The following is an 18,887-nucleotide window of genomic DNA, read 5'->3' on the forward strand; positions in this document are numbered from 1 at the left end:
CGGAGAAAAGCTTGCTTGCTCCGTTAAAAAAGTCCGGAGGTAGAAACAGTCAAGGAAAGATGACTATGCGCCATAGAGGTGGTGGTCATAAAAGAAGGTATCGTGTAATAGATTTTAAAAGGGATAAGCAAGATGTTGCTGCTACCGTAAAATCGATTCAGTATGATCCGAACAGAACGGCGTTTATCGCTTTGTTGGAATATACCGATGGTGAAAAGCGATATGTGATAGCTCAAAACGGACTTCAGGTGGGGCAAGAGGTGTCTACGGGTTCTTCCGCAGCACCGGAAATCGGAAATGCACTTCCTTTAAGTGCTGTTCCATTGGGTACTATCGTTTCATGTATAGAATTGCGTCCTGGTCAAGGGGCGGTGATGGCTAGAAGTGCTGGTACGTTTGCACAATTGATGGCCAAAGACGGAAAATTTGTTACCGTTAAATTGCCGTCTGGGGAAACAAGATTAATTCTTTCAGGTTGTTTGGCTACAATTGGTGCGGTATCTAACTCGGATCATCAGCTGTTGGTTTCAGGTAAAGCTGGTCGTAGTAGGTGGTTGGGTCGAAGACCAAGAACTAGGCCTGTTGCGATGAACCCTGTCGATCACCCAATGGGTGGTGGTGAAGGAAGGGCTTCAGGAGGGCATCCAAGATCTAGGAACGGTATTCCTGCAAAAGGATTTAGAACCCGTACCAAGACCAAGAGCACCAACAAATATATTTTAGAACGTAGAAAGAAATAAAAAAGTAGAAAGAAATGGCACGTTCATTAAAAAAAGGACCTTACGTTCATTATAGCCTAGAGAAGAAGATTGAGCAAAATGCTTCTTCTGGAAAGAAAACGGTTATCAAAACATGGTCAAGGGCATCTATGATAACACCAGATTTCGTTGGTTTGACTATAGCGGTGCACAACGGGAGGCAATTTGTTCCTGTGTATATTACCGAAAACATGGTTGGTCATAAATTAGGTGAATTTTCTCCAACGCGATCTTTTAGGGGGCATGCAGGAGCGAAAAATAAAGGTAAAAAGTAAGCTATGGGAGTTCGAAAAAGACAGATGGCCGAAAGAATTAAGGCTGAAAAACAACAAGTAGCTTTTGCTAAATTGAACAATTGTCCAACATCGCCTAGAAAAATGCGTTTGGTCGCAGATTTGGTTAGGGGGGTGCAAGTTGAAAAGGCTTTGGCGATATTAAGGTTTAATCCTAAAGAGGCTTCGCGTAGGTTAGAGAAGCTTTTGCTTTCAGCTTTGGCTAATTGGCAAGCGAAGAATGAAGAGGCTAGTGTTGAAGATGCCGACCTTTTTGTAAAAGAGATACGGGTAGACAGCGCGAGTATGTTGAAAAGACTGCGTCCGGCACCTCAGGGAAGGGCCCATAGAATACGAAAACGTTCCAATCACGTAACATTGGTGTTGGGGTCTAACAATAATATAGAAAGCTAGAATGGGACAGAAAACAAATCCGATAGGAAATCGTCTAGGAATCATCAGAGGATGGGAGTCTAATTGGTATGGAGGTAATGATTATGGAGATAAACTTGCCGAAGACGATAAGATTAGGAAATATATCCATGCTCGTTTAGCAAAAGCAAGTGTTTCTAGGGTTATTATAGAGCGTACGCTTAAACTGATTACGGTAACAATCACAACGGCAAGACCGGGTATTATTATTGGTAAAGGTGGTCAAGAAGTTGATAAGCTTAAAGAGGAGCTGAAGAAGATTACGAGTAAAGAAGTTCAGATCAATATTTACGAAATCAAGAGACCTGAGCTAGATGCTAATTTGGTTGCTGCCAGTGTGGCACGTCAGATAGAAAGTAGGATATCTTTTCGTAGGGCTATAAAAATGGCTATTGCCGCGGCAATGAGAATGAATGCTGAAGGAATTAAGATTCAGATTTCAGGACGTTTGAACGGAGCTGAAATGGCGCGTTCCGAGTCGTATAAAGATGGAAGGATTCCATTGTCCACTTTTAGGGCTGATATTGATTATGCTTTGCATGAAGCACATACTACTTATGGAAGATTGGGTATTAAGGTGTGGATAATGAAAGGTGAAGTATATGGCAAACGGGATCTTTCTCCTTTGGTCGGTATGTCGAAAAGTCAAGGTGGAAAAGGAGGCGGAAAGCAGCAAGACGGTGGTAGAAAACCTCGTCGTAGAAAGTAATTTTTAAAGAATAAGAAATGTTACAGCCAAAGAGAACCAAGTTTCGTAAAATGCAAAAAGGCCGCATGAAAGGTGATGCGGGTAGAGGACACCAACTTTCAAATGGCATGTTCGGCATTAAAACTCTGGATTCTAATTTTTTAACATCGCGTCAGATAGAAGCGGCTCGTATTGCTGCTACTAGATATATGAAAAGGGAAGGGCAGTTATGGATTAAAATATTTCCGGATAAGCCAATTACCAAAAAACCATTGGAAGTTCGTATGGGTAAAGGTAAAGGTGCGCCAGAATATTTCGTAGCCGTGGTCAAACCTGGTAGGGTTTTGTTCGAGGTCGCCGGAGTTCCTATGGATATTGCTAAAGAGGCATTGAGGTTGGCTGCACAAAAATTACCGGTAAAGACAAAGTTCATTGTCGCTCGAGACTATGTACATCAAGATTAAATTTTAGGGAGGCATGAAAAAACAGGAAATAAAGAAAATGTCGGTCGAAGAGCTGAATGAAAAGCTTGCTGAATTTAAAAAACAGCATACCGATTTAAAAACGGCCCATTTTGTAACTCCGTTGGAGAACCCACTTCAGATAAGAAAGGTAAGAAGAACGGTTGCACGATTGGCAACGGAATTAACTAATAGGGAAAACCAATAATTGGTTCGGCTTTATGGAAAATAGAAATTTAAGAAAAGAAAGAGTCGGGGTAGTAACCAGTGACAAAATGGAGAAATCAATTGTGGTTTCCGAGGTTAAGCGTGTCAAGCACCCGATGTACGGTAAGTTCGTGTTGAAAACTAAGAAATATGTTGCACACGATGAGAAAAATGACTGCAATATCGGCGATACTGTAAAGATTATGGAGACGCGCCCTTTGAGCAAGACTAAGTGTTGGAGGTTAGTAGAAATCCTAGAAAGAGCTAAATAATTATGTTACAGCAAGAATCGAGATTAAAGGTAGCAGACAATACAGGGGCCAAAGAGGTTTTGACCATTCGAGTTCTCGGAGGTACGAAACGGAGGTATGCTTCTATAGGTGACAAAATTGTAGTTGCCGTAAAAGAGGCCACACCTAACGGTGGTATTAAAAAAGGAGCTGTTTCTACTGCAGTCGTGGTTAGGACAAAAAAGGAGGTTAGAAGGCCTGATGGGTCTTATATCCGTTTTGACGACAATGCATGTGTGTTGTTGAATCCTACCGGGGAGATGAGAGGTACACGTGTTTTCGGACCCGTGGCCAGAGAGCTTCGTGACAAACAGTTCATGAAAATTGTTTCATTGGCTCCAGAGGTGCTTTAAACTATTAGAATGAAAAAGTTAAAGATAAAAACAGGGGATACCGTAAGAATTGTTGCCGGAGACCATAAAGGTACCGAGGGCAAGGTTTTGCGAGTAGACATTGAAAAGAACAAGGCAATTGTTGAGGGAGCTAATATGGTCTCTAAGCATGAAAAACCGAGTGCTAAAAACCCACAGGGGGGCATCACTAAAAAGGAAGCTCCTATTCATATATCCAATTTGGCATTGATTGATTCCAAATCTGGGGATACGACTAAGGTCGGCTATGAAGTTAGAGATGGTAAGAAGGTCAGGTTTTCCAAAAAATCCAATGAAGTAATTTAGTTATGGCTTACGTTGCAAGATTAAAAAAGGAATATAAAGAGCGTATAATAGATGCGCTTAGAAAGGAATTTGGCTACAAGAATGTCATGCAGGTTCCAAAATTAGATAAAATCGTTGTCAGTAGAGGTGTTGGTGCCGCTGTGGCCGATAAGAAACTAATCGATCACGCTGTAGACGAATTGACCAATATAACGGGTCAAAAAGCGATTGCTACAATTTCGAAAAAAGATGTTGCGGCATTTAAACTACGAAAAGGTATGCCGATTGGAGCTAAAGTTACACTTCGTGGCGAAAGAATGTATGAGTTCTTAGACAGGTTGGTGACTACTGCCTTGCCACGTGTAAGGGATTTTCAGGGTATTCGCGCTACTGGTTTTGATGGTCGTGGGAATTACAGCCTTGGGGTTACGGAACAGATTATTTTTCCAGAGATTAATATCGATAAGATTAACAGGATCAATGGAATGGATATAACTTTTGTTACTACAGCCGAAACTGACAAAGAAGCAAAATCATTATTAACAGAACTGGGATTACCTTTTAAAAAGAACTAGTATGGCTAAAGAATCGATGAAGGCCCGTGAAAGAAAAAGAGCAAAAACGGTTGCTTTATATGCGGAGAGAAGAAAAGAATTGAAAGAAGCAGGTGATTACGAAGCCTTGCAGAAACTTCCAAGAAATGCTTCGCCTGTACGTATGCACAATCGTTGCAAGTTGACAGGAAGGCCTAAAGGTTATATGCGTACTTTTGGAATTTCTAGGGTTATGTTCAGGGAGATGGCAAATAAAGGTTTGATTCCCGGAGTAAAAAAGGCCAGCTGGTAAGATACAATTGAATAACTGGTTTCAGGTTTGGCAATGATGCTGAAAACCGTTACCGAATTAGATAAAAATGGTTACAGATACTATAGCAGATTATTTAACACGAATTAGAAACGCTAGTAGGGCGGGTCATCGGGTTGTTGAGATTCCTTCCTCAAAAGTAAAGAAGGAAATAACTAAGATATTGTTCGATCAAGGTTATATTTTAAGTTATAAATTTGAAGACGATAAAGTACAGGGGTCTATAAAAATTGCCCTTAAGTACGATAAAATGACCAAAGATCCAGTTATTAAGAAGTTAGAGCGCATAAGCAAACCGGGTTTACGTAAGTATACGGGTTCGCAAGATTTGCCTCGAGTTTTGAACGGTCTAGGTATAGCTATAGTGTCAACATCGCATGGGGTAATGACCAGCAAGCAGGCCAAGAACGAGAACGTTGGTGGCGAGGTATTGTGCTATGTATATTAATGTGATAAAGAATTAAGAAATGTCAAGAATAGGTAATAATCCAATAGCGATTCCTGATGGTGTGACCATAGAGGTGAAGGATAACGAAATTACTGTAAAAGGTAAATTGGGTGAGCTGGTACAGGAATTTTCAGAGGTTTCCATTAAGATCGAAGACGGTCAGGCTTGGGTGACTAGGCCATCAGATTCGAAAGAGCATAAAGCGAAACATGGTCTGTATCGATCTTTAGTGTTGAATATGGTTGAAGGAGTTTCTAAAGGATGGACCAAGGAATTGGAACTGGTTGGAGTTGGGTATAGAGCCAGCAATCAGGGTCAAAAATTGGATTTAGCAGTAGGTTTTTCGCATAACATTGTGCTTGATATAGCACCTGAGGTGAAAATTGAGACTACATCGGAAAAAGGAAAAAATCCTATTGTAAAGTTGACATCGCACGACAAACAGTTGGTTGGTCAAGTTGCGGCAAAAATACGTTCATTCCGAAAGCCTGAGCCTTATAAAGGAAAAGGTATCAAATTTGTCGGTGAGCAATTAAGAAGAAAAGCGGGTAAATCAGCATAATAATTAAGTATCATGGGATTATCGAAGACCGAGAGAAAATTTAGAATTAGAAGGAGAATACGTAAGGTTTCTTTCGGAACTGCCGAAAGACCAAGACTCTCCGTTTTTAGAAGTAATAGTGAAATTTATGCCCAAATTATCGACGACAATAAAGGGGAGACATTATTGTCTGCTTCGTCAAGGGATAAGGATTTAGCTAAAAATAAGGGTACAAAGTCTGAATTGGCAGCCCTTGTAGGGAAGACTATTGCTGAAAAGTGCAAAGAAACAGGAATAGAGAAAGTCGCTTTTGATAGAGGGGGTAACCTTTATCATGGCCGAGTTAAATCTTTGGCCGATGGCGCAAGGGAAGCAGGACTAAAATTTTAATTGAAAATATGTACCAGAAATACAAAAACGTAGAGACCGTAAAACCTGGAGGGTTAGATCTGAAAGATAGATTGGTCGGTGTTCAAAGGGTTACCAAGGTAACCAAAGGTGGTAGGGCATTTGGCTTTTCTGCTATAGTGGTCGTTGGTGATGAGAATGGTGTCGTAGGGCATGGTTTGGGTAAGTCTAAAGAAGTTGCTACGGCAATTGCGAAAGCTATTGAGGATGCAAAGAAAAATCTTATCCGTATTCCTTTGAATAAGGCTACAGTTCCCCATGAGCAGAAAGGAAAATTTGGAGGTGCTCGTGTCTATATCCAGCCGGCATCACATGGTACGGGAGTTATCGCTGGTGGCGCCGTTAGAGCTGTGCTTGAGGCGGTTGGGGTCCAAGATGTACTTTCGAAATCTCAAGGTTCGTCAAACCCGCATAATGTTGTTAAGGCTACTTTTGATGCGCTTTTACAGCTAAGAGGTGCTAGTACGGTTGCAAAACAACGTGGTGTATCTTTGGAAAAGGTTTTTAAGGGATAAAATAATAGTATTAGGTGCCGGTAAGCTGGCTACTTAGCTACGAATTACTAAAAAGATGGCAAAGAAGATAAAGGTAAAACAGTTGAAAAGTGGTATCAAGAGACCTCAGAATCAAAAGAGGACACTTGAAGCACTTGGTTTGCGAAGAATTGGTCAAGTCGTAGAGCATGAGGCGACTTCCAATATTGTTGGCATGATAAATAAAGTTAAACACTTAGTTTCTACAGAAGAAGCTTAATTATAGGTCCAATGAATTTAGGCAATTTAAAACCAGCGGATGGCGCTGTTCAGAAAGAAGGAAAGAGAGTAGGAAGAGGTCAGGGCTCAGGAAAGGGAGGTACTGCCACTCGAGGACATAAAGGGGCGAAGTCTAGATCCGGATACTCTAAAAAAATCGGTTTCGAGGGTGGTCAAATGCCGTTGCAACGTCGTGTTCCTAAATTTGGTTTTACGAACATTAACCGAAAGGAGTATAAAGGAATCAATCTAGATAAGTTACAAGAGTTGGTAGATAACAAAGTTGTTGCCGATACTGTAACACTTGATACACTTATTGAGAACAGATTAGTTCGCAAAAACGATTTGGTAAAGATTTTGGGTGGTGGTGAATTAAAAGCATCCCTGAAAATTTCAGTACATAAATTTACATCTAGTGCCAAAGCGGCTATTGAGGCTGCTGGTGGAGAGGCAATAAGTTTATAACCAAAGCATAGCATGAAGAAATTCTTTGAGACAATTACCAATATTTGGAAGATTGAAGAGCTAAGAAATAGAATTATTCTTACGCTGGGTCTTCTTTTGGTGTACCGTTTTGGTTGCCAAATTGTGCTTCCGGGTATTGATTCCAAACAATTGGCAGAATTGGCCTCTAGTACTGACCAAGGTATTTTTGGTTTATTGAATGCTTTTACCGGTGGTGCGTTTTCCAATGCTTCCATTTTTGCATTGGGTATCATGCCTTACATTTCGGCATCGATTGTAGTACAGTTGATGGGTATAGCCGTTCCATATTTGCAGAAATTGGATAAAGAGGGTGAAAGTGGAAGAAAAACAAAGAATCAGATTACACGTTGGTTGACCATTGGTATCTGTATCGTTCAGGCACCAGCTTATCTTTATGGGTTGGAGGCCTTCGGAGTTAGGGATAGTGCTTTTCTTTTGGGAAAGGGACTTGACTTTATGATTCCGGCGGTAATTATTTTGGTAACTGGTTGTGTTTTTGCAATGTGGTTGGGTGAGAAAATTACCGATAAGGGTATCGGTAACGGAATCTCCTTATTGATTATGATTGGTATTATCGCCACCATGCCGCAATCATTCGTTCAAGAGTTCATTTCTAGAACTGTTGATAACAACGGAGGATTGATGTTTATTTTGATTGAGGTGATTATATGGTTCTTAGTTATTTTGGCCAGTGTCCTACTGGTTATGGCCACACGTCAGATTCCTGTTCAGTATGCGCGTAGAACCGCCTCCGGCGGGTACGAGAAAAATATTATGGGATCCCGACAATATATTCCCTTAAAATTGAATGCTTCTGGGGTAATGCCTATTATCTTTGCACAGGCGATTATGTTTGCTCCAGGTTTATTGGGAAAAACATTTAATGATACGGCTATCGGTCAATGGATGGAAGTGCAGTTTAATGATATTTTTGGTTTGGCATACAATTTATTGTTTGCTTTCCTAATCATTGTCTTTACGTATTTCTATACGGCGATAACAGTACCTACAAATAAAATGGCCGATGATTTGAAGCGCAGTGGAGGTTTTATTCCTGGTGTGCGGCCAGGGAAGGAAACGGGAGACTTCTTAGATAAAATAATGTCTTTGATAACGTTACCTGGTTCTGTATTTTTGGCGCTTTTAGCGGTACTTCCGGCAGTAGTGGTCAAACTTATGGGTATTCAGGCCGGATGGGCTTTGTTTTATGGTGGTACATCACTACTTATTATGGTAGGGGTTGCCATTGACACTGTTCAACAGGTGAATGCTTATTTGTTGAACAGACACTATGATGGTTTGATGAAGACGGGCAAAAATAGAAAAGTAGCATAAGGTTATGGCTAAACAAGCAGCAATAGAGCAAGACGGATCTATAATTGAAGCATTGTCGAATGCAATGTTTCGTGTAGAATTGGAGAATGGGCATGTGGTAACAGCGCATATCTCAGGAAAAATGCGAATGCATTACATTAAACTACTTCCAGGGGATAAAGTTAAATTGGAAATGAGTCCCTATGATTTGTCCAAGGCTAGAATAACATACAGGTATTAAGAATAAGAATAGAGAGAAAGATGAAAGTAAGAGCATCAATAAAAAAGAGAAGTGCCGAGTGCAAGATTGTACGTAGAAATGGCAGGTTGTACGTGATCAACAAAAAAAATCCTAGATTTAAACAAAGACAAGGATAATTATGGCAAGAATTGCAGGTATTGATATACCAAAACAGAAGAGAGGCGTAATCGCCCTTACCTATATTTTTGGAATTGGTAAGAGTAGGGCTAAAGAAATTTTGGAAAAGGCCCAAGTGAGTGAGGATACGAAAGTTTCTGAATGGAACGATGATGAGATAGGACGTATCCGTGAGACGGTTGCTTCTTTTACTATAGAAGGAGAATTGCGCTCGGAAACTCAATTGAATATTAAGCGTTTGATGGATATCGGATGCTACAGGGGTATTCGTCATAGATCTGGACTGCCATTGAGGGGACAGCGTACCAAGAACAATTCTAGGACAAGAAAAGGAAAAAGAAAAACAGTTGCCAATAAAAAGAAAGCAACTAAATAATTAAAAGTCATTAGTATTTAGTAGTTGGATTGAATCTGTTTGAAATGTAAAAGTCTAGGATTCTAATACTAACAACTAACAACTAGAAACTAAAAAATATGGCAAAGGCAAGTACAAAAACAGCAAAAAAGCGTAAGGTAATTGTAGACTCGGTTGGCGAGGCACATGTTACTGCATCTTTTAATAATATCATTATCTCACTGACCAATAAGAAAGGCGATGTAATTTCTTGGTCATCGGCCGGTAAGCTTGGTTTTAGAGGGTCTAAGAAAAACACACCTTATGCTGCTCAGGTAGCCGCTGAAGATTGTTCCAAAGTTGCCCATGAAGCGGGACTTAGAAAAGTAAAGGTATACGTAAAAGGTCCGGGTAACGGTCGAGAATCTGCTATTCGTACTATTCACAACTCAGGAATTGAGGTAACGGAAATTATTGATGTTACACCAATGCCACATAACGGTTGTAGACCTCCTAAGAGAAGAAGAGTTTAATTCAATATTTATATATTTCACAGAAGTGTAGATAACGATTATCGAAGGATAAGCCTTAATTCATAATCACACTTCAAATTAAAAGAAAATGGCAAGATATACAGGACCAAAAAGTAAGATTGCCCGAAAATTCGGTGAAGCAATTTTCGGAGAGGACAAAGCTTTTGAAAAAAAGAGCTACCCACCAGGACAACACGGTAACAACAGACGTCGTGGTAAAAAATCGGAGTACTCCGTTCAATTGATGGAGAAGCAAAAGGCGAAATATACCTACGGTATTCTAGAAAAACAATTTAGAAACTTATTTGCCAGCGCCAAAAGAAAAGAAGGTGTTGCAGGTGAGGTATTACTTCAATTATGTGAATCTCGTCTCGATAACGTAGTATACCGAATGGGTATTTCTACCTCTAGAAGAGGTGCTAGACAATTAGTTTCTCACAGACACATTACCGTTAACGGCGAATTAGTAAATATTCCGTCATACTCTCTTAAACCTGGTGATGTTGTTGGCGTTAGGGAAAAATCAAAGTCTTTGCAGACTATTCAAGATGCGTTGTCGGCGAACAGTAGCGTTTATGAATGGATTACCTGGAATACTGAGAAGAAAGAGGGAACGTTTGTAGCGGTTCCTGAACGAATTCAGATTCCGGAGAACATCAAAGAACAATTAATCGTCGAGTTATACTCAAAATAAAACAACACTGATCCAATTATGGCATTATTTAATTTTCAGAAACCCGATAAAGTAATAATGATCGATTCCTCAGATTTCGAAGGGAAGTTTGAATTCCGCCCTTTGGAACCTGGTTATGGATTGACTGTTGGGAACGCATTAAGAAGGGTATTGCTTTCCTCTTTGGAAGGGCATGCCATCACTTCGGTTAGAATCGATAAGGTAGAACATGAGTTCTCGGTAATTTCTGGTGTTGTTGAAGACGTTACAGAGATTATCCTAAATTTGAAACAAGTTCGTTTTAAGAAGCAAATTGATGATTCTGAGTCAGAAGTCGTTTCTATTTCCGTAAGTGGAAAAGAGCAATTGACCGCTGGCGATTTTCAGAAATTTATTTCCGGATATCAAGTCTTGAATCCTGATTTGGTTATTTGTAACATGGATCCCAAGGTTAGTATCAATATGGAGATAACCATTGATAAAGGTAGGGGTTATGTGCCGGCTGAAGAGAATAAAAAATCTGATGCACCTATTGGAACTATAGCAGTAGATTCTATTTTTACACCGATAAAGAATGTAAAATATAGTATTGAAAACTTCCGTGTAGAGCAAAAGACCGATTACGAAAAGTTAGTTTTTGAAATCGTTACCGATGGTTCGATACATCCAAAAGATGCATTGACCGAAGGTGCAAAGGTTTTGATACATCATTTCATGTTATTCTCTGATGAGCGCATCACGCTTGAAGCTGATGAAATAGCACAAACTGAGACTTATGACGAAGAATCGTTGCACATGCGTCAATTGTTAAAGACTAAATTGGTAGATATGGATCTTTCGGTTCGTGCCTTGAATTGTTTAAAGGCGGCAGAAGTTGATACCTTGGGCGATTTGGTTTCTTTTAATAAGAACGACTTGATGAAGTTCAGGAATTTTGGTAAAAAATCCCTGACCGAATTGGAAGAATTAGTTATCAATAAAGGTCTAAGTTTTGGAATGGACCTATCAAAGTATAAATTGGATAAAGATTAAGTAATCATATTTTGCTCCTCGGTCTTTCGAGTTTGGTAGCAAGATGATAAAATGTAAATCATGAGACACGGTAAAAAAGTAAATCATTTAGGAAGAAAAGCCGCCCATAGAAGAGCTATGTTGGCAAATATGGCCTGTTCCTTAATAGAGCATAAGAGAATCAATACTACAGTAGCCAAGGCGAAGGCCTTAAAACAGTTTATTGAGCCATTGATTACAAAATCAAAGGCAGAAAATAACCAAACTGTTGAAAAAGGAACGCATAACAGACGAATTGTTTTTAAATACTTGAGAGACAAGTATGCGATTACAGAGTTGTTTGGTTCGGTCTCTGAAAAGGTGGGAGAGAGACCAGGGGGGTATACCCGTATAATTAAATTGGGTAATCGCCTAGGGGATAATGCCGATATGGCAATGATCGAGTTGGTTGATTTCAATGAACTTTATAATGCTGGCCAACCTAAGAAGAAGTCTACTAGAAGAAGTAGAAGAAGTGGTGGTAAGAAAGAAGATACGCCACCGGTGGTTGTGACCGATACAGAAGAAAAAGCTGTAGAGGGCGTTGCTGATGCTGAAGTTAAAGCAGATGATTCCGAAGAATAAAATGTTAGTATATTTTAATAACTATAAAAGGATAGTCTTTGAAGACTATCCTTTTTTTATGTTTTTTTGTCAAATAAAATAGAGCATGAAATATCAATCTAAAAGAAAAGCGTTATTGTTACTCGCAGACGGGACTATTTTTCATGGAAAGGCTGTGGGAGATAAAGAAGGTACGGCCTTTGGAGAAGTATGTTTTAATACGGGGATGACAGGGTATCAGGAAATATTTACGGATCCTTCCTATTTTGGTCAATTAATGGTCACTACCAATGCGCATATAGGAAATTATGGAACCAATGCCGGCGAGGTAGAATCGAACTCGGTTAAAATTGCTGGATTGATTTGTAAGAATTTTAGCTATAACTATTCTCGGCCAAGTGCAGATGCTGGTCTCGATCAGTTTTTAAGTGCTAGTAACTTATTTGCCATTTCAGACGTAGATACAAGGGCCTTGGTGAGCTATATTAGAGATAATGGGGCCATGAACGCGGTTATTTCTACGGATGTCACAAACATTGATAGACTTAAAAGTGAATTGGAAAAAGTACCAAGCATGGAAGGTTTAGAACTTTCTTCCAAAGTATCTACTACAGAGCCTTATTTTGTTGGAGATGAAAAGGCGACCTATAAAATTGCGGCACTAGACATTGGTATCAAAAAGAATATTCTAAGAAATTTGGCTAAAAGAGATGCTTATATCAAGGTGTTTCCTTATGATGCCTCCTTTGCCGAGATGGCCGAATGGGGTTGCGATGCTTACTTTATTTCAAATGGTCCTGGGGATCCCGAGCCATTGACAGCAGCTATAGAAACGACAAAGGAAATGATTGCAAGTGAAAAGCCTCTTTTCGGCATTTGTTTAGGGCACCAAGTTATTGCTTTGGCAAATGGTGTCTCTACCTTTAAGATGCATAATGGACATAGGGGTATTAACCACCCCGTAATGAACTTGGTTTCAGGTAAAGGAGAGATTACTTCGCAAAATCATGGTTTTGCTATCAATAGGGAAGAAACCGAAGCAAATCCCGACCTTGAAATCACACATGTACACTTGAACGACAAGACTGTTGCTGGAATACGCATGAAAGATAAGAATGTTTTTTCCGTTCAGTACCACCCTGAGGCGAGTCCTGGTCCACATGATGCCGATTATCTTTTCGATCAATTTTTTGATATGATCAAATCAGTGGCCAACTAAAACGTTATAGTTTAAATTAATGTTATTTCCTACAGAATATAGGACGATAAACCAATTTGCAAATGGTATGCTTTTGTATATTTGTGTTTTCGTAAAGCAATCAAAATAAAAGAAAACCATATGAGTATTATACTTAGTGTACACGCAAGACAAATTTTAGATTCGAGGGGTAATCCTACGGTAGAAGTAGATGTAGTTACTGAAGATGGAATATTAGGAAGAGCTGCCGTGCCTTCAGGGGCGTCTACTGGTGAACACGAGGCTGTGGAATTACGCGACGGAGGAAAAGCGTATATGGGAAAAGGAGTAAGCAAAGCTGTCGACAACGTAAATACCCTCATCGCAGAGGAGATTTTGGGAATGTCAGTTTTTGAGCAGAATTTAGTAGATCAGACCATGATTGAGCTAGATGGTACTCCTAATAAATCCAAATTGGGGGCGAATGCCATCTTAGGTGTTTCGCTGGCGGTGGCAAAGGCTGCTGCCAATCAGTTGGGTATGCCATTATATCGCTATGTTGGTGGTGTTAGTGCAAATACACTACCTGTGCCAATGATGAATATTATCAACGGGGGATCGCATTCCGATGCACCGATTGCTTTCCAAGAATTCATGGTGATGCCTGTAAAAGCCGAAAGTTTTTCGCATGCTATGCAAATGGGTACCGAAATTTTCCATAACCTAAAAAAGGTATTGCATGATAGAGGTTTAAGTACTGCAGTAGGTGATGAGGGAGGATTTGCACCCAACTTGGCCGGTGGTACTGAAGATGCATTGGATACTATTGCTAAAGCTGTCGAAAAAGCAGGTTACAAATTAGGTGATAATGTCATGATTGCTTTAGACTGTGCTTCTGCTGAGTTTTATGTTGACGGTAAATATGATTATACCAAGTTTGAAGGAGATAAAGGGGTAGTGCGTACTTCTGAAGAGCAAGCCCAGTATTTGGCCGAACTATGTGAGCAATATCCTATAATCTCTATAGAAGATGGTATGGATGAAAATGATTGGGATGGTTGGAAAGCTTTGACCGATAAAGTAGGTGACAAAGTCCAGTTGGTAGGTGACGACCTTTTTGTTACAAACGTAGAACGCCTGTCTAAGGGTATTGAAAATAATATTGCCAATTCTATTTTGATCAAGGTAAACCAGATCGGTACCTTGACCGAGACTATCTCCGCGGTCAATATGGCAAAGAATGCCGGCTATACTTCTGTGATGAGTCACCGTTCGGGTGAAACCGAAGATAATACCATTGCAGATCTTGCGGTGGCCCTGAATACAGGACAAATCAAAACCGGTTCAGCCTCTCGTTCCGACCGAATGGCAAAATATAATCAATTGCTCCGTATTGAGGAAGAATTAGGCAGTATGGCATACTACCCAAAAGAAAAAGCATTTAAAATTAAATAGCTTTTGAACTTGAAGAGCAAGGGCCTTTCTTGATGTTAAATCAAGGAAGGCTTTTTTTTGATATTTTGTTAAAGTTTTCTGTAACTTATTGTTTATATTGAAGTAATCTTAAAGACCACTGATTAATATGAATAATTTTCTTTTTGTTGCCGCAGAGAATGATGCAATCGCCAATTGTAAAGCAGGTGGAATGGGAGATGTAGTACGCGATGTTCCAAGGCAGATTTCTGAACGTGGCGATAGAGTGCACGTGGTAGTTCCTTCATATTCCCGATTACATAAAAATGGTGTCTTTAAGAGTAATCTTAATTTTCAATTGCGCGGTCTTGATTACACAGCTGAACTTTATGAGGTAGCGCCTAAAAAGGAATTCAAGAATTTATTTCATTACGTTATACATCATCCCGAGATAGAGGGAGGTGAAATTGCACACATCTATCATGATGACCCCGAAGAGCCATTTTTCACTGATGCCATAAAATATATTATTTTTTGTACCGCAGTGGCAGAGGCAGTAAAATTAGGTGCTTTTGGAAAGCTCGATGTGGTTCATTTACATGATTGGCACTCAAGTCTACTGCTTTTTCTTCGAACTTACCATAACGAATACAGGTCGTTAAAAGAAATTCGTTTTGTGTATACCATACACAATTTGGCCATACAAGGCATAAGGCCTTTTGATAATAATTATTCTTCGCTCAGAAATTGGTTTCCCGATGTTGAGTTCGATACCGAAAGTTTGATGGATTATAGATATCGCGATTGTGTGAATCTTATGGCCGTGGGCATTCGTTTGGCCGATGCCGTACATACGGTATCCCCATCATATAAAGAAGATGTACTTAGATCCAGTACACCGCCTGAATTTATTGGGGGGGAAGGCTTGGAGAAAGATTTGCAACAAGCAGATAACGAAGGAAGACTTTTTGGTGTACTTAATGGTTCGAATTACAAAAATATTAGAGCGGCCGAGAAAGGATTGATATATAGAAATACGGTCAAGGCACTTTTTAGATGGTTGCAAGAGGAGTCAAAAAAATACAAAGCCGATTTCTTGGCCCATACGGGAGAGAAAGTGATGGAGTTTGTGGTCAATCGTCCAAAGTTTATTGTTTCTAGTGTTGCTCGATTGACCGAACAAAAATTCTATTTTTTCAAACGATCGCCTGAAGCATTTGTCGAAATTCTAAAGAAGCTGGAAAAAATTGACGGTATTTTTATGTTGCTGGGTACCGGAGCACCAGAGTACGAAGCGCTTTTTAGGGACTTAAGTTATAAACATAAAAACTTCATTTTTACAAACGGACAATCGGAAGATTTGATTGATTCGATTTATTTGGAATCTGATCTTTATTTTATGCCAAGTCTTTTTGAACCCTGCGGCATCAGCCAAATGTTGGCCATGAGAAATGGAAATCCATGTTTGGTGCACCATACGGGTGGGTTGAAAGATACCGTTGAACATTTGAAAACGGGCTTCAGTTTCGACGGCACTACCTATGATGAGAAAATTAAGAATATGCTCTCGACTTTCGATATAGCCTTGGATATCTTCGAAAACGACAAGGCTACGTGGAAGAAAATTCAAGACAATGCCAAAAAAATGCGATTTACTTGGGAGAAATCGGTCGACGGTTACTACGAATTTTTATATGCCCTAGGAGTAAAGGCAGGTTGAGATATTGAATACTATTGCCAATTTGCCATTAACTAACAATTTGTGTTAAGAATGCCACAAAAGAAATAATGAAATTGTTAACGTGAAGGGTTTTTCATAAATTTACAAATTACAGACTTAATAAGTAAACTATACAAATGTCAGATAAAGTTACGCTAGACTACAACGGAAATAAGTTCGAATTTCCAGTCATCGAAGGAACAGAGAAAGAGGTTGCAATTGATATAAAAACATTACGAGCAACAACGGGGATGACAACTTTAGATCCTGGGTATAAGAATACAGGTTCTTGTGAAAGTGCTATTACTTTTTTGGATGGAGAAAAAGGGATTCTTAGATATCGTGGATATGCAATAGAAGAATTGGCAGAAAAGGCTGATTTTTTAGAGGTGGCCTACCTACTTATCTTTGGGGAGTTGCCTAATAAGGAACAACTGGCAAAATTTCATCATGATATTCGTGAAGAATCACATATTGATGAGGAAATGAAAAAGATTTTGGATGGTTTTCCTAAATCTGCTCACCCGATGGGAGTTATTTCTTCATTGACTAGTGCGCTTATTGCATTCAATCCATCAACAGTTGATGTTTCTTCTGAAAAAGATATGTACCATGCCATCGTACGCATAATGGCAAAATTCCCGGTTTTGGTAGCTTGGACTTTACGCAAGAAAAAAGGGCTGCCGTTAGATTATGGTGATGATAGCTTGGGCTATGTTGAGAACATCCATAAGATGATGTTCAAAAAACCAAATCAGACCTATAAAAAGAATAGTGTGGTTATCGAAGCATTGGATAAGCTGCTGATTCTGCACGCAGATCACGAACAAAACTGTTCTACTTCTACTGTACGAATTGTGGGGTCATCACATGCGGGATTATTTGCCTCGCTTTCTGCTGGAATATCAGCGCTTTGGGGTCCATTGCATGGTGGGGCCAATCAGGCAGTTCTTGAAATGCTTGAGGCTATAGAAGCAGATGGCGGTGATACAAAAAAATATATGGCCAAAGCGAAAGATAAGGAAGACCCTTTTCGTTTAATGGGCTTTGGGCATAGAGTCTATAAAAACTTTGATCCCAGGGCAAAGATTATTAAAAAAGCGGCAGATGAGGTTCTTGGTGATTTAGGTATCGAAGATTCGATATTGGATATAGCAAAAGGGTTGGAGAAAGAAGCTTTGGAAGATGACTATTTCGTAAAACGAAAGTTATATCCCAATGTTGATTTTTATTCAGGCATCATTTATCGGGCGTTAGGCATACCTACCGAAATGTTTACCGTGATGTTCGCTTTGGGCCGTTTGCCGGGTTGGATCGCTCAATGGCGTGAAATGCGTTTACGTGGTGAACCAATAGGTCGACCAAGACAAATTTATATTGGTGAAAACCTTAGACCTTTTGTCAATGTCGATTTGAGATAGTCTATTAAAAAACATCCCATAAATGCCCTTTTAATTTATTAAAAGGGCATTTTTTTTACCCTGATTGTATACGTTATCTTTACTTAAAATTAAGTACGATGCTTCAATTGCACATTACTGATGAGATTTCACCTTTAAAAGCGGTGCTTTTGGGTACGGCTGTTAGTTGTGGGGCGACCCCAACTCCCGATGAGGCTTATGATCCCAAGTCATTAGAGCATATTTTAAATGGTACTTATCCGGTGGAGGCCGATATGGTAAAGGAAATGGAGGCTTTTGCCGCGGTTTTTAAAAAATATGGAATAAAGGTTTTTCGTCCGGAGGTGTTACCAAATTGTAATCAAATTTTCTCTAGGGATATAGCATTTGTTATAGAAGATAAATTGATATTGGCCAATATCCTTCCAGATAGGGAAAAGGAAATTGAAGCAATTCTTCATGTATTGGACAAGATTCCTGAAGATAATATTATTCATCCACCCAAAGAAGTACATGTCGAAGGAGGCGATGTGATGCCTTGGAACGACTATATCTTTATAGGCACCTACACGGCAGATGACTACGCCGACTATATTACGGCGCGAACAAATATAGAGGCTGTTGCGTATATTACTGAATTATTTCCGCATAAAAAGGTCAAATCTTTTGAACTGAGAAAAAGTAATACCAACGCCAAAGAGAATGCATTGCATTTAGACTGCTGTTTTCAGCCTTTGGGTAAGGGGAAAGCTATTTTGCACAAAAATGGTTTCTTGATAGAGGATGAGTATCAGTGGCTCGTAGATTTTTTTGGAAAGGAGAATATTTTCGAAATTACGGCGGATGAAATGTACCGAATGTTCAGCAACGTTTTCTCGATATCACCTGAGGTTGTCGTTTCCGAACGTAGATTTACAAGGCTTAATCAGTGGCTCAGAAAGCAGGGTTTTACGGTAGAAGAAATTCCTTATGCCGAAATCGCAAAACAAGAGGGGTTGCTTCGCTGTAGTACACTGCCTTTGACTAGAGAGTAAATCGAGGAAGCATTAACAAGGATAAGTCTAAAA

Annotated in this window: 30 protein-coding genes; all 30 read left to right on the top strand. The window is 39.6% G+C overall.

Translation table 11 applies throughout. The features are described 5' to 3' along the window. On the top strand, nucleotides 1–740 hold a 740-nt coding region (rplB, locus tag AACZ88_RS23375; RefSeq protein ID WP_339716064.1), incomplete at its 5' end, for a 50S ribosomal protein L2. A gap of 14 nt (nucleotides 741–754) precedes the next feature. Continuing rightward, nucleotides 755–1,033: a 30S ribosomal protein S19 gene (rpsS, locus tag AACZ88_RS23380; protein WP_089894059.1), complete on the top strand. Its 279-nt coding sequence runs from the start codon at nucleotides 755–757 to the stop codon at nucleotides 1,031–1,033. Nucleotides 1,034–1,036: 3 nt separating this feature from the next. Then, nucleotides 1,037–1,444: a 50S ribosomal protein L22 gene (gene rplV, locus AACZ88_RS23385; protein WP_089894062.1), complete on the top strand. Its 408-nt coding sequence runs from the start codon at nucleotides 1,037–1,039 to the stop codon at nucleotides 1,442–1,444. A 1-nt stretch (nucleotide 1,445) separates the two neighbouring features. After that, a complete protein-coding gene (gene rpsC, locus AACZ88_RS23390) occupies nucleotides 1,446–2,171 on the top strand; it encodes a 30S ribosomal protein S3 (RefSeq protein ID WP_339716071.1) in 726 nt (241 codons plus the stop codon). 17 nt (nucleotides 2,172–2,188) lie between these two features. After that, nucleotides 2,189–2,614, top strand: a complete 426-nt coding sequence (rplP, locus tag AACZ88_RS23395; protein ID WP_089894067.1) for a 50S ribosomal protein L16 — start codon at nucleotides 2,189–2,191, stop codon at nucleotides 2,612–2,614. A 13-nt stretch (nucleotides 2,615–2,627) separates the two neighbouring features. Further along, nucleotides 2,628–2,819 (top strand): 50S ribosomal protein L29, encoded by a 192-nt coding sequence (rpmC, locus tag AACZ88_RS23400; RefSeq protein ID WP_089894070.1) that lies wholly within the window; start codon nucleotides 2,628–2,630, stop codon nucleotides 2,817–2,819. A gap of 13 nt (nucleotides 2,820–2,832) precedes the next feature. Continuing rightward, nucleotides 2,833–3,090 carry a 30S ribosomal protein S17 gene (gene rpsQ / locus AACZ88_RS23405; RefSeq protein ID WP_089894073.1) on the top strand — a complete coding sequence of 86 codons (258 nt, stop codon included), beginning with the start codon at nucleotides 2,833–2,835 and terminating at the stop codon, nucleotides 3,088–3,090. 2 nt (nucleotides 3,091–3,092) lie between these two features. After that, on the top strand, nucleotides 3,093–3,461 hold the full coding sequence (gene rplN / locus AACZ88_RS23410) for a 50S ribosomal protein L14 (protein WP_089894076.1): 369 nt from the start codon (nucleotides 3,093–3,095) through the stop codon (nucleotides 3,459–3,461). A 9-nt stretch (nucleotides 3,462–3,470) separates the two neighbouring features. Further along, entirely contained in the window at nucleotides 3,471–3,785 is a 315-nt protein-coding gene (rplX, locus tag AACZ88_RS23415) for a 50S ribosomal protein L24 (RefSeq protein WP_339716079.1), read from the top strand. 2 nt (nucleotides 3,786–3,787) lie between these two features. Continuing rightward, nucleotides 3,788–4,339, top strand: a complete 552-nt coding sequence (rplE, locus tag AACZ88_RS23420; RefSeq protein ID WP_339716082.1) for a 50S ribosomal protein L5 — start codon at nucleotides 3,788–3,790, stop codon at nucleotides 4,337–4,339. A gap of 1 nt (nucleotide 4,340) precedes the next feature. Further along, a complete protein-coding gene (gene rpsN / locus AACZ88_RS23425; protein WP_339716084.1) occupies nucleotides 4,341–4,610 on the top strand; it encodes a 30S ribosomal protein S14 in 270 nt (89 codons plus the stop codon). A 67-nt stretch (nucleotides 4,611–4,677) separates the two neighbouring features. Then, nucleotides 4,678–5,076: a 30S ribosomal protein S8 gene (gene rpsH / locus AACZ88_RS23430; protein ID WP_339716086.1), complete on the top strand. Its 399-nt coding sequence runs from the start codon at nucleotides 4,678–4,680 to the stop codon at nucleotides 5,074–5,076. Between the two features lie 19 nt (nucleotides 5,077–5,095). Beyond that, entirely contained in the window at nucleotides 5,096–5,638 is a 543-nt protein-coding gene (rplF, locus tag AACZ88_RS23435) for a 50S ribosomal protein L6 (RefSeq protein WP_339716088.1), read from the top strand. Between the two features lie 12 nt (nucleotides 5,639–5,650). Continuing rightward, entirely contained in the window at nucleotides 5,651–6,007 is a 357-nt protein-coding gene (gene rplR / locus AACZ88_RS23440; RefSeq protein ID WP_339716091.1) for a 50S ribosomal protein L18, read from the top strand. 8 nt (nucleotides 6,008–6,015) lie between these two features. Beyond that, nucleotides 6,016–6,540 (top strand): 30S ribosomal protein S5, encoded by a 525-nt coding sequence (rpsE, locus tag AACZ88_RS23445; RefSeq protein WP_339716094.1) that lies wholly within the window; start codon nucleotides 6,016–6,018, stop codon nucleotides 6,538–6,540. A 55-nt stretch (nucleotides 6,541–6,595) separates the two neighbouring features. Beyond that, the gene (gene rpmD / locus AACZ88_RS23450) at nucleotides 6,596–6,778 is read left to right on the top strand and encodes a 50S ribosomal protein L30 (protein ID WP_089894098.1); all 183 of its coding nucleotides are present in this window, start codon (nucleotides 6,596–6,598) and stop codon (nucleotides 6,776–6,778) included. 11 nt (nucleotides 6,779–6,789) lie between these two features. Further along, a complete protein-coding gene (gene rplO, locus AACZ88_RS23455) occupies nucleotides 6,790–7,242 on the top strand; it encodes a 50S ribosomal protein L15 (protein WP_339716096.1) in 453 nt (150 codons plus the stop codon). A 12-nt stretch (nucleotides 7,243–7,254) separates the two neighbouring features. Then, nucleotides 7,255–8,598: a preprotein translocase subunit SecY gene (secY, locus tag AACZ88_RS23460; protein WP_339716098.1), complete on the top strand. Its 1,344-nt coding sequence runs from the start codon at nucleotides 7,255–7,257 to the stop codon at nucleotides 8,596–8,598. Nucleotides 8,599–8,602: 4 nt separating this feature from the next. Continuing rightward, nucleotides 8,603–8,818: a translation initiation factor IF-1 gene (gene infA / locus AACZ88_RS23465; protein WP_013751343.1), complete on the top strand. Its 216-nt coding sequence runs from the start codon at nucleotides 8,603–8,605 to the stop codon at nucleotides 8,816–8,818. A gap of 20 nt (nucleotides 8,819–8,838) precedes the next feature. Next, nucleotides 8,839–8,955: a type B 50S ribosomal protein L36 gene (gene ykgO / locus AACZ88_RS23470; RefSeq protein WP_089894109.1), complete on the top strand. Its 117-nt coding sequence runs from the start codon at nucleotides 8,839–8,841 to the stop codon at nucleotides 8,953–8,955. Nucleotides 8,956–8,957: 2 nt separating this feature from the next. Next, nucleotides 8,958–9,332 (top strand): 30S ribosomal protein S13, encoded by a 375-nt coding sequence (gene rpsM / locus AACZ88_RS23475; RefSeq protein ID WP_339716102.1) that lies wholly within the window; start codon nucleotides 8,958–8,960, stop codon nucleotides 9,330–9,332. A gap of 98 nt (nucleotides 9,333–9,430) precedes the next feature. After that, the gene (gene rpsK, locus AACZ88_RS23480) at nucleotides 9,431–9,823 is read left to right on the top strand and encodes a 30S ribosomal protein S11 (RefSeq protein WP_089894120.1); all 393 of its coding nucleotides are present in this window, start codon (nucleotides 9,431–9,433) and stop codon (nucleotides 9,821–9,823) included. Between the two features lie 88 nt (nucleotides 9,824–9,911). After that, entirely contained in the window at nucleotides 9,912–10,517 is a 606-nt protein-coding gene (rpsD, locus tag AACZ88_RS23485) for a 30S ribosomal protein S4 (protein ID WP_339716106.1), read from the top strand. An 18-nt stretch (nucleotides 10,518–10,535) separates the two neighbouring features. After that, complete coding sequence (locus AACZ88_RS23490) at nucleotides 10,536–11,528, top strand: DNA-directed RNA polymerase subunit alpha (protein ID WP_339716109.1); 993 nt, start codon at nucleotides 10,536–10,538, stop codon at nucleotides 11,526–11,528. Between the two features lie 60 nt (nucleotides 11,529–11,588). Next, nucleotides 11,589–12,131: a 50S ribosomal protein L17 gene (gene rplQ / locus AACZ88_RS23495; protein WP_339716111.1), complete on the top strand. Its 543-nt coding sequence runs from the start codon at nucleotides 11,589–11,591 to the stop codon at nucleotides 12,129–12,131. An 85-nt stretch (nucleotides 12,132–12,216) separates the two neighbouring features. Further along, the gene (carA, locus tag AACZ88_RS23500) at nucleotides 12,217–13,329 is read left to right on the top strand and encodes a glutamine-hydrolyzing carbamoyl-phosphate synthase small subunit (protein ID WP_339716113.1); all 1,113 of its coding nucleotides are present in this window, start codon (nucleotides 12,217–12,219) and stop codon (nucleotides 13,327–13,329) included. Nucleotides 13,330–13,449: 120 nt separating this feature from the next. Further along, nucleotides 13,450–14,742, top strand: coding sequence for a phosphopyruvate hydratase (eno, locus tag AACZ88_RS23505; protein ID WP_339716116.1), 1,293 nt, complete (start codon nucleotides 13,450–13,452; stop codon nucleotides 14,740–14,742). 127 nt (nucleotides 14,743–14,869) lie between these two features. Beyond that, a complete protein-coding gene (locus tag AACZ88_RS23510; protein WP_339716119.1) occupies nucleotides 14,870–16,420 on the top strand; it encodes a glycogen/starch synthase in 1,551 nt (516 codons plus the stop codon). 137 nt (nucleotides 16,421–16,557) lie between these two features. Next, nucleotides 16,558–17,841, top strand: coding sequence for a citrate synthase (locus tag AACZ88_RS23515; protein WP_339716121.1), 1,284 nt, complete (start codon nucleotides 16,558–16,560; stop codon nucleotides 17,839–17,841). A gap of 98 nt (nucleotides 17,842–17,939) precedes the next feature. Further along, a complete protein-coding gene (locus AACZ88_RS23520; protein ID WP_339716123.1) occupies nucleotides 17,940–18,854 on the top strand; it encodes an arginine deiminase family protein in 915 nt (304 codons plus the stop codon). Nucleotides 18,855–18,887: the final 33 nt, after the last annotated feature.

Origin of the sequence: uncultured Kriegella sp. (assembly GCF_963975415.1) — a bacterium.
In the GTDB taxonomy this organism is placed as follows: Bacteria; Bacteroidota; Bacteroidia; order Flavobacteriales; family Flavobacteriaceae; genus Kriegella.

Coding starts and splice junctions, on each gene's coding strand:
- rpsS (WP_089894059.1), top strand. CDS start 755: ATGGCACGTTCATTAAAAAAAGGACCTTACGTTCATTATAGCCTAGAG.
- rplV (WP_089894062.1), top strand. CDS start 1,037: ATGGGAGTTCGAAAAAGACAGATGGCCGAAAGAATTAAGGCTGAAAAA.
- rpsC (WP_339716071.1), top strand. CDS start 1,446: ATGGGACAGAAAACAAATCCGATAGGAAATCGTCTAGGAATCATCAGA.
- rplP (WP_089894067.1), top strand. CDS start 2,189: ATGTTACAGCCAAAGAGAACCAAGTTTCGTAAAATGCAAAAAGGCCGC.
- rpmC (WP_089894070.1), top strand. CDS start 2,628: ATGAAAAAACAGGAAATAAAGAAAATGTCGGTCGAAGAGCTGAATGAA.
- rpsQ (WP_089894073.1), top strand. CDS start 2,833: ATGGAAAATAGAAATTTAAGAAAAGAAAGAGTCGGGGTAGTAACCAGT.
- rplN (WP_089894076.1), top strand. CDS start 3,093: ATGTTACAGCAAGAATCGAGATTAAAGGTAGCAGACAATACAGGGGCC.
- rplX (WP_339716079.1), top strand. CDS start 3,471: ATGAAAAAGTTAAAGATAAAAACAGGGGATACCGTAAGAATTGTTGCC.
- rplE (WP_339716082.1), top strand. CDS start 3,788: ATGGCTTACGTTGCAAGATTAAAAAAGGAATATAAAGAGCGTATAATA.
- rpsN (WP_339716084.1), top strand. CDS start 4,341: ATGGCTAAAGAATCGATGAAGGCCCGTGAAAGAAAAAGAGCAAAAACG.
- rpsH (WP_339716086.1), top strand. CDS start 4,678: ATGGTTACAGATACTATAGCAGATTATTTAACACGAATTAGAAACGCT.
- rplF (WP_339716088.1), top strand. CDS start 5,096: ATGTCAAGAATAGGTAATAATCCAATAGCGATTCCTGATGGTGTGACC.
- rplR (WP_339716091.1), top strand. CDS start 5,651: ATGGGATTATCGAAGACCGAGAGAAAATTTAGAATTAGAAGGAGAATA.
- rpsE (WP_339716094.1), top strand. CDS start 6,016: ATGTACCAGAAATACAAAAACGTAGAGACCGTAAAACCTGGAGGGTTA.
- rpmD (WP_089894098.1), top strand. CDS start 6,596: ATGGCAAAGAAGATAAAGGTAAAACAGTTGAAAAGTGGTATCAAGAGA.
- rplO (WP_339716096.1), top strand. CDS start 6,790: ATGAATTTAGGCAATTTAAAACCAGCGGATGGCGCTGTTCAGAAAGAA.
- secY (WP_339716098.1), top strand. CDS start 7,255: ATGAAGAAATTCTTTGAGACAATTACCAATATTTGGAAGATTGAAGAG.
- infA (WP_013751343.1), top strand. CDS start 8,603: ATGGCTAAACAAGCAGCAATAGAGCAAGACGGATCTATAATTGAAGCA.
- ykgO (WP_089894109.1), top strand. CDS start 8,839: ATGAAAGTAAGAGCATCAATAAAAAAGAGAAGTGCCGAGTGCAAGATT.
- rpsM (WP_339716102.1), top strand. CDS start 8,958: ATGGCAAGAATTGCAGGTATTGATATACCAAAACAGAAGAGAGGCGTA.
- rpsK (WP_089894120.1), top strand. CDS start 9,431: ATGGCAAAGGCAAGTACAAAAACAGCAAAAAAGCGTAAGGTAATTGTA.
- rpsD (WP_339716106.1), top strand. CDS start 9,912: ATGGCAAGATATACAGGACCAAAAAGTAAGATTGCCCGAAAATTCGGT.
- AACZ88_RS23490 (WP_339716109.1), top strand. CDS start 10,536: ATGGCATTATTTAATTTTCAGAAACCCGATAAAGTAATAATGATCGAT.
- rplQ (WP_339716111.1), top strand. CDS start 11,589: ATGAGACACGGTAAAAAAGTAAATCATTTAGGAAGAAAAGCCGCCCAT.
- carA (WP_339716113.1), top strand. CDS start 12,217: ATGAAATATCAATCTAAAAGAAAAGCGTTATTGTTACTCGCAGACGGG.
- eno (WP_339716116.1), top strand. CDS start 13,450: ATGAGTATTATACTTAGTGTACACGCAAGACAAATTTTAGATTCGAGG.
- AACZ88_RS23510 (WP_339716119.1), top strand. CDS start 14,870: ATGAATAATTTTCTTTTTGTTGCCGCAGAGAATGATGCAATCGCCAAT.
- AACZ88_RS23515 (WP_339716121.1), top strand. CDS start 16,558: ATGTCAGATAAAGTTACGCTAGACTACAACGGAAATAAGTTCGAATTT.
- AACZ88_RS23520 (WP_339716123.1), top strand. CDS start 17,940: ATGCTTCAATTGCACATTACTGATGAGATTTCACCTTTAAAAGCGGTG.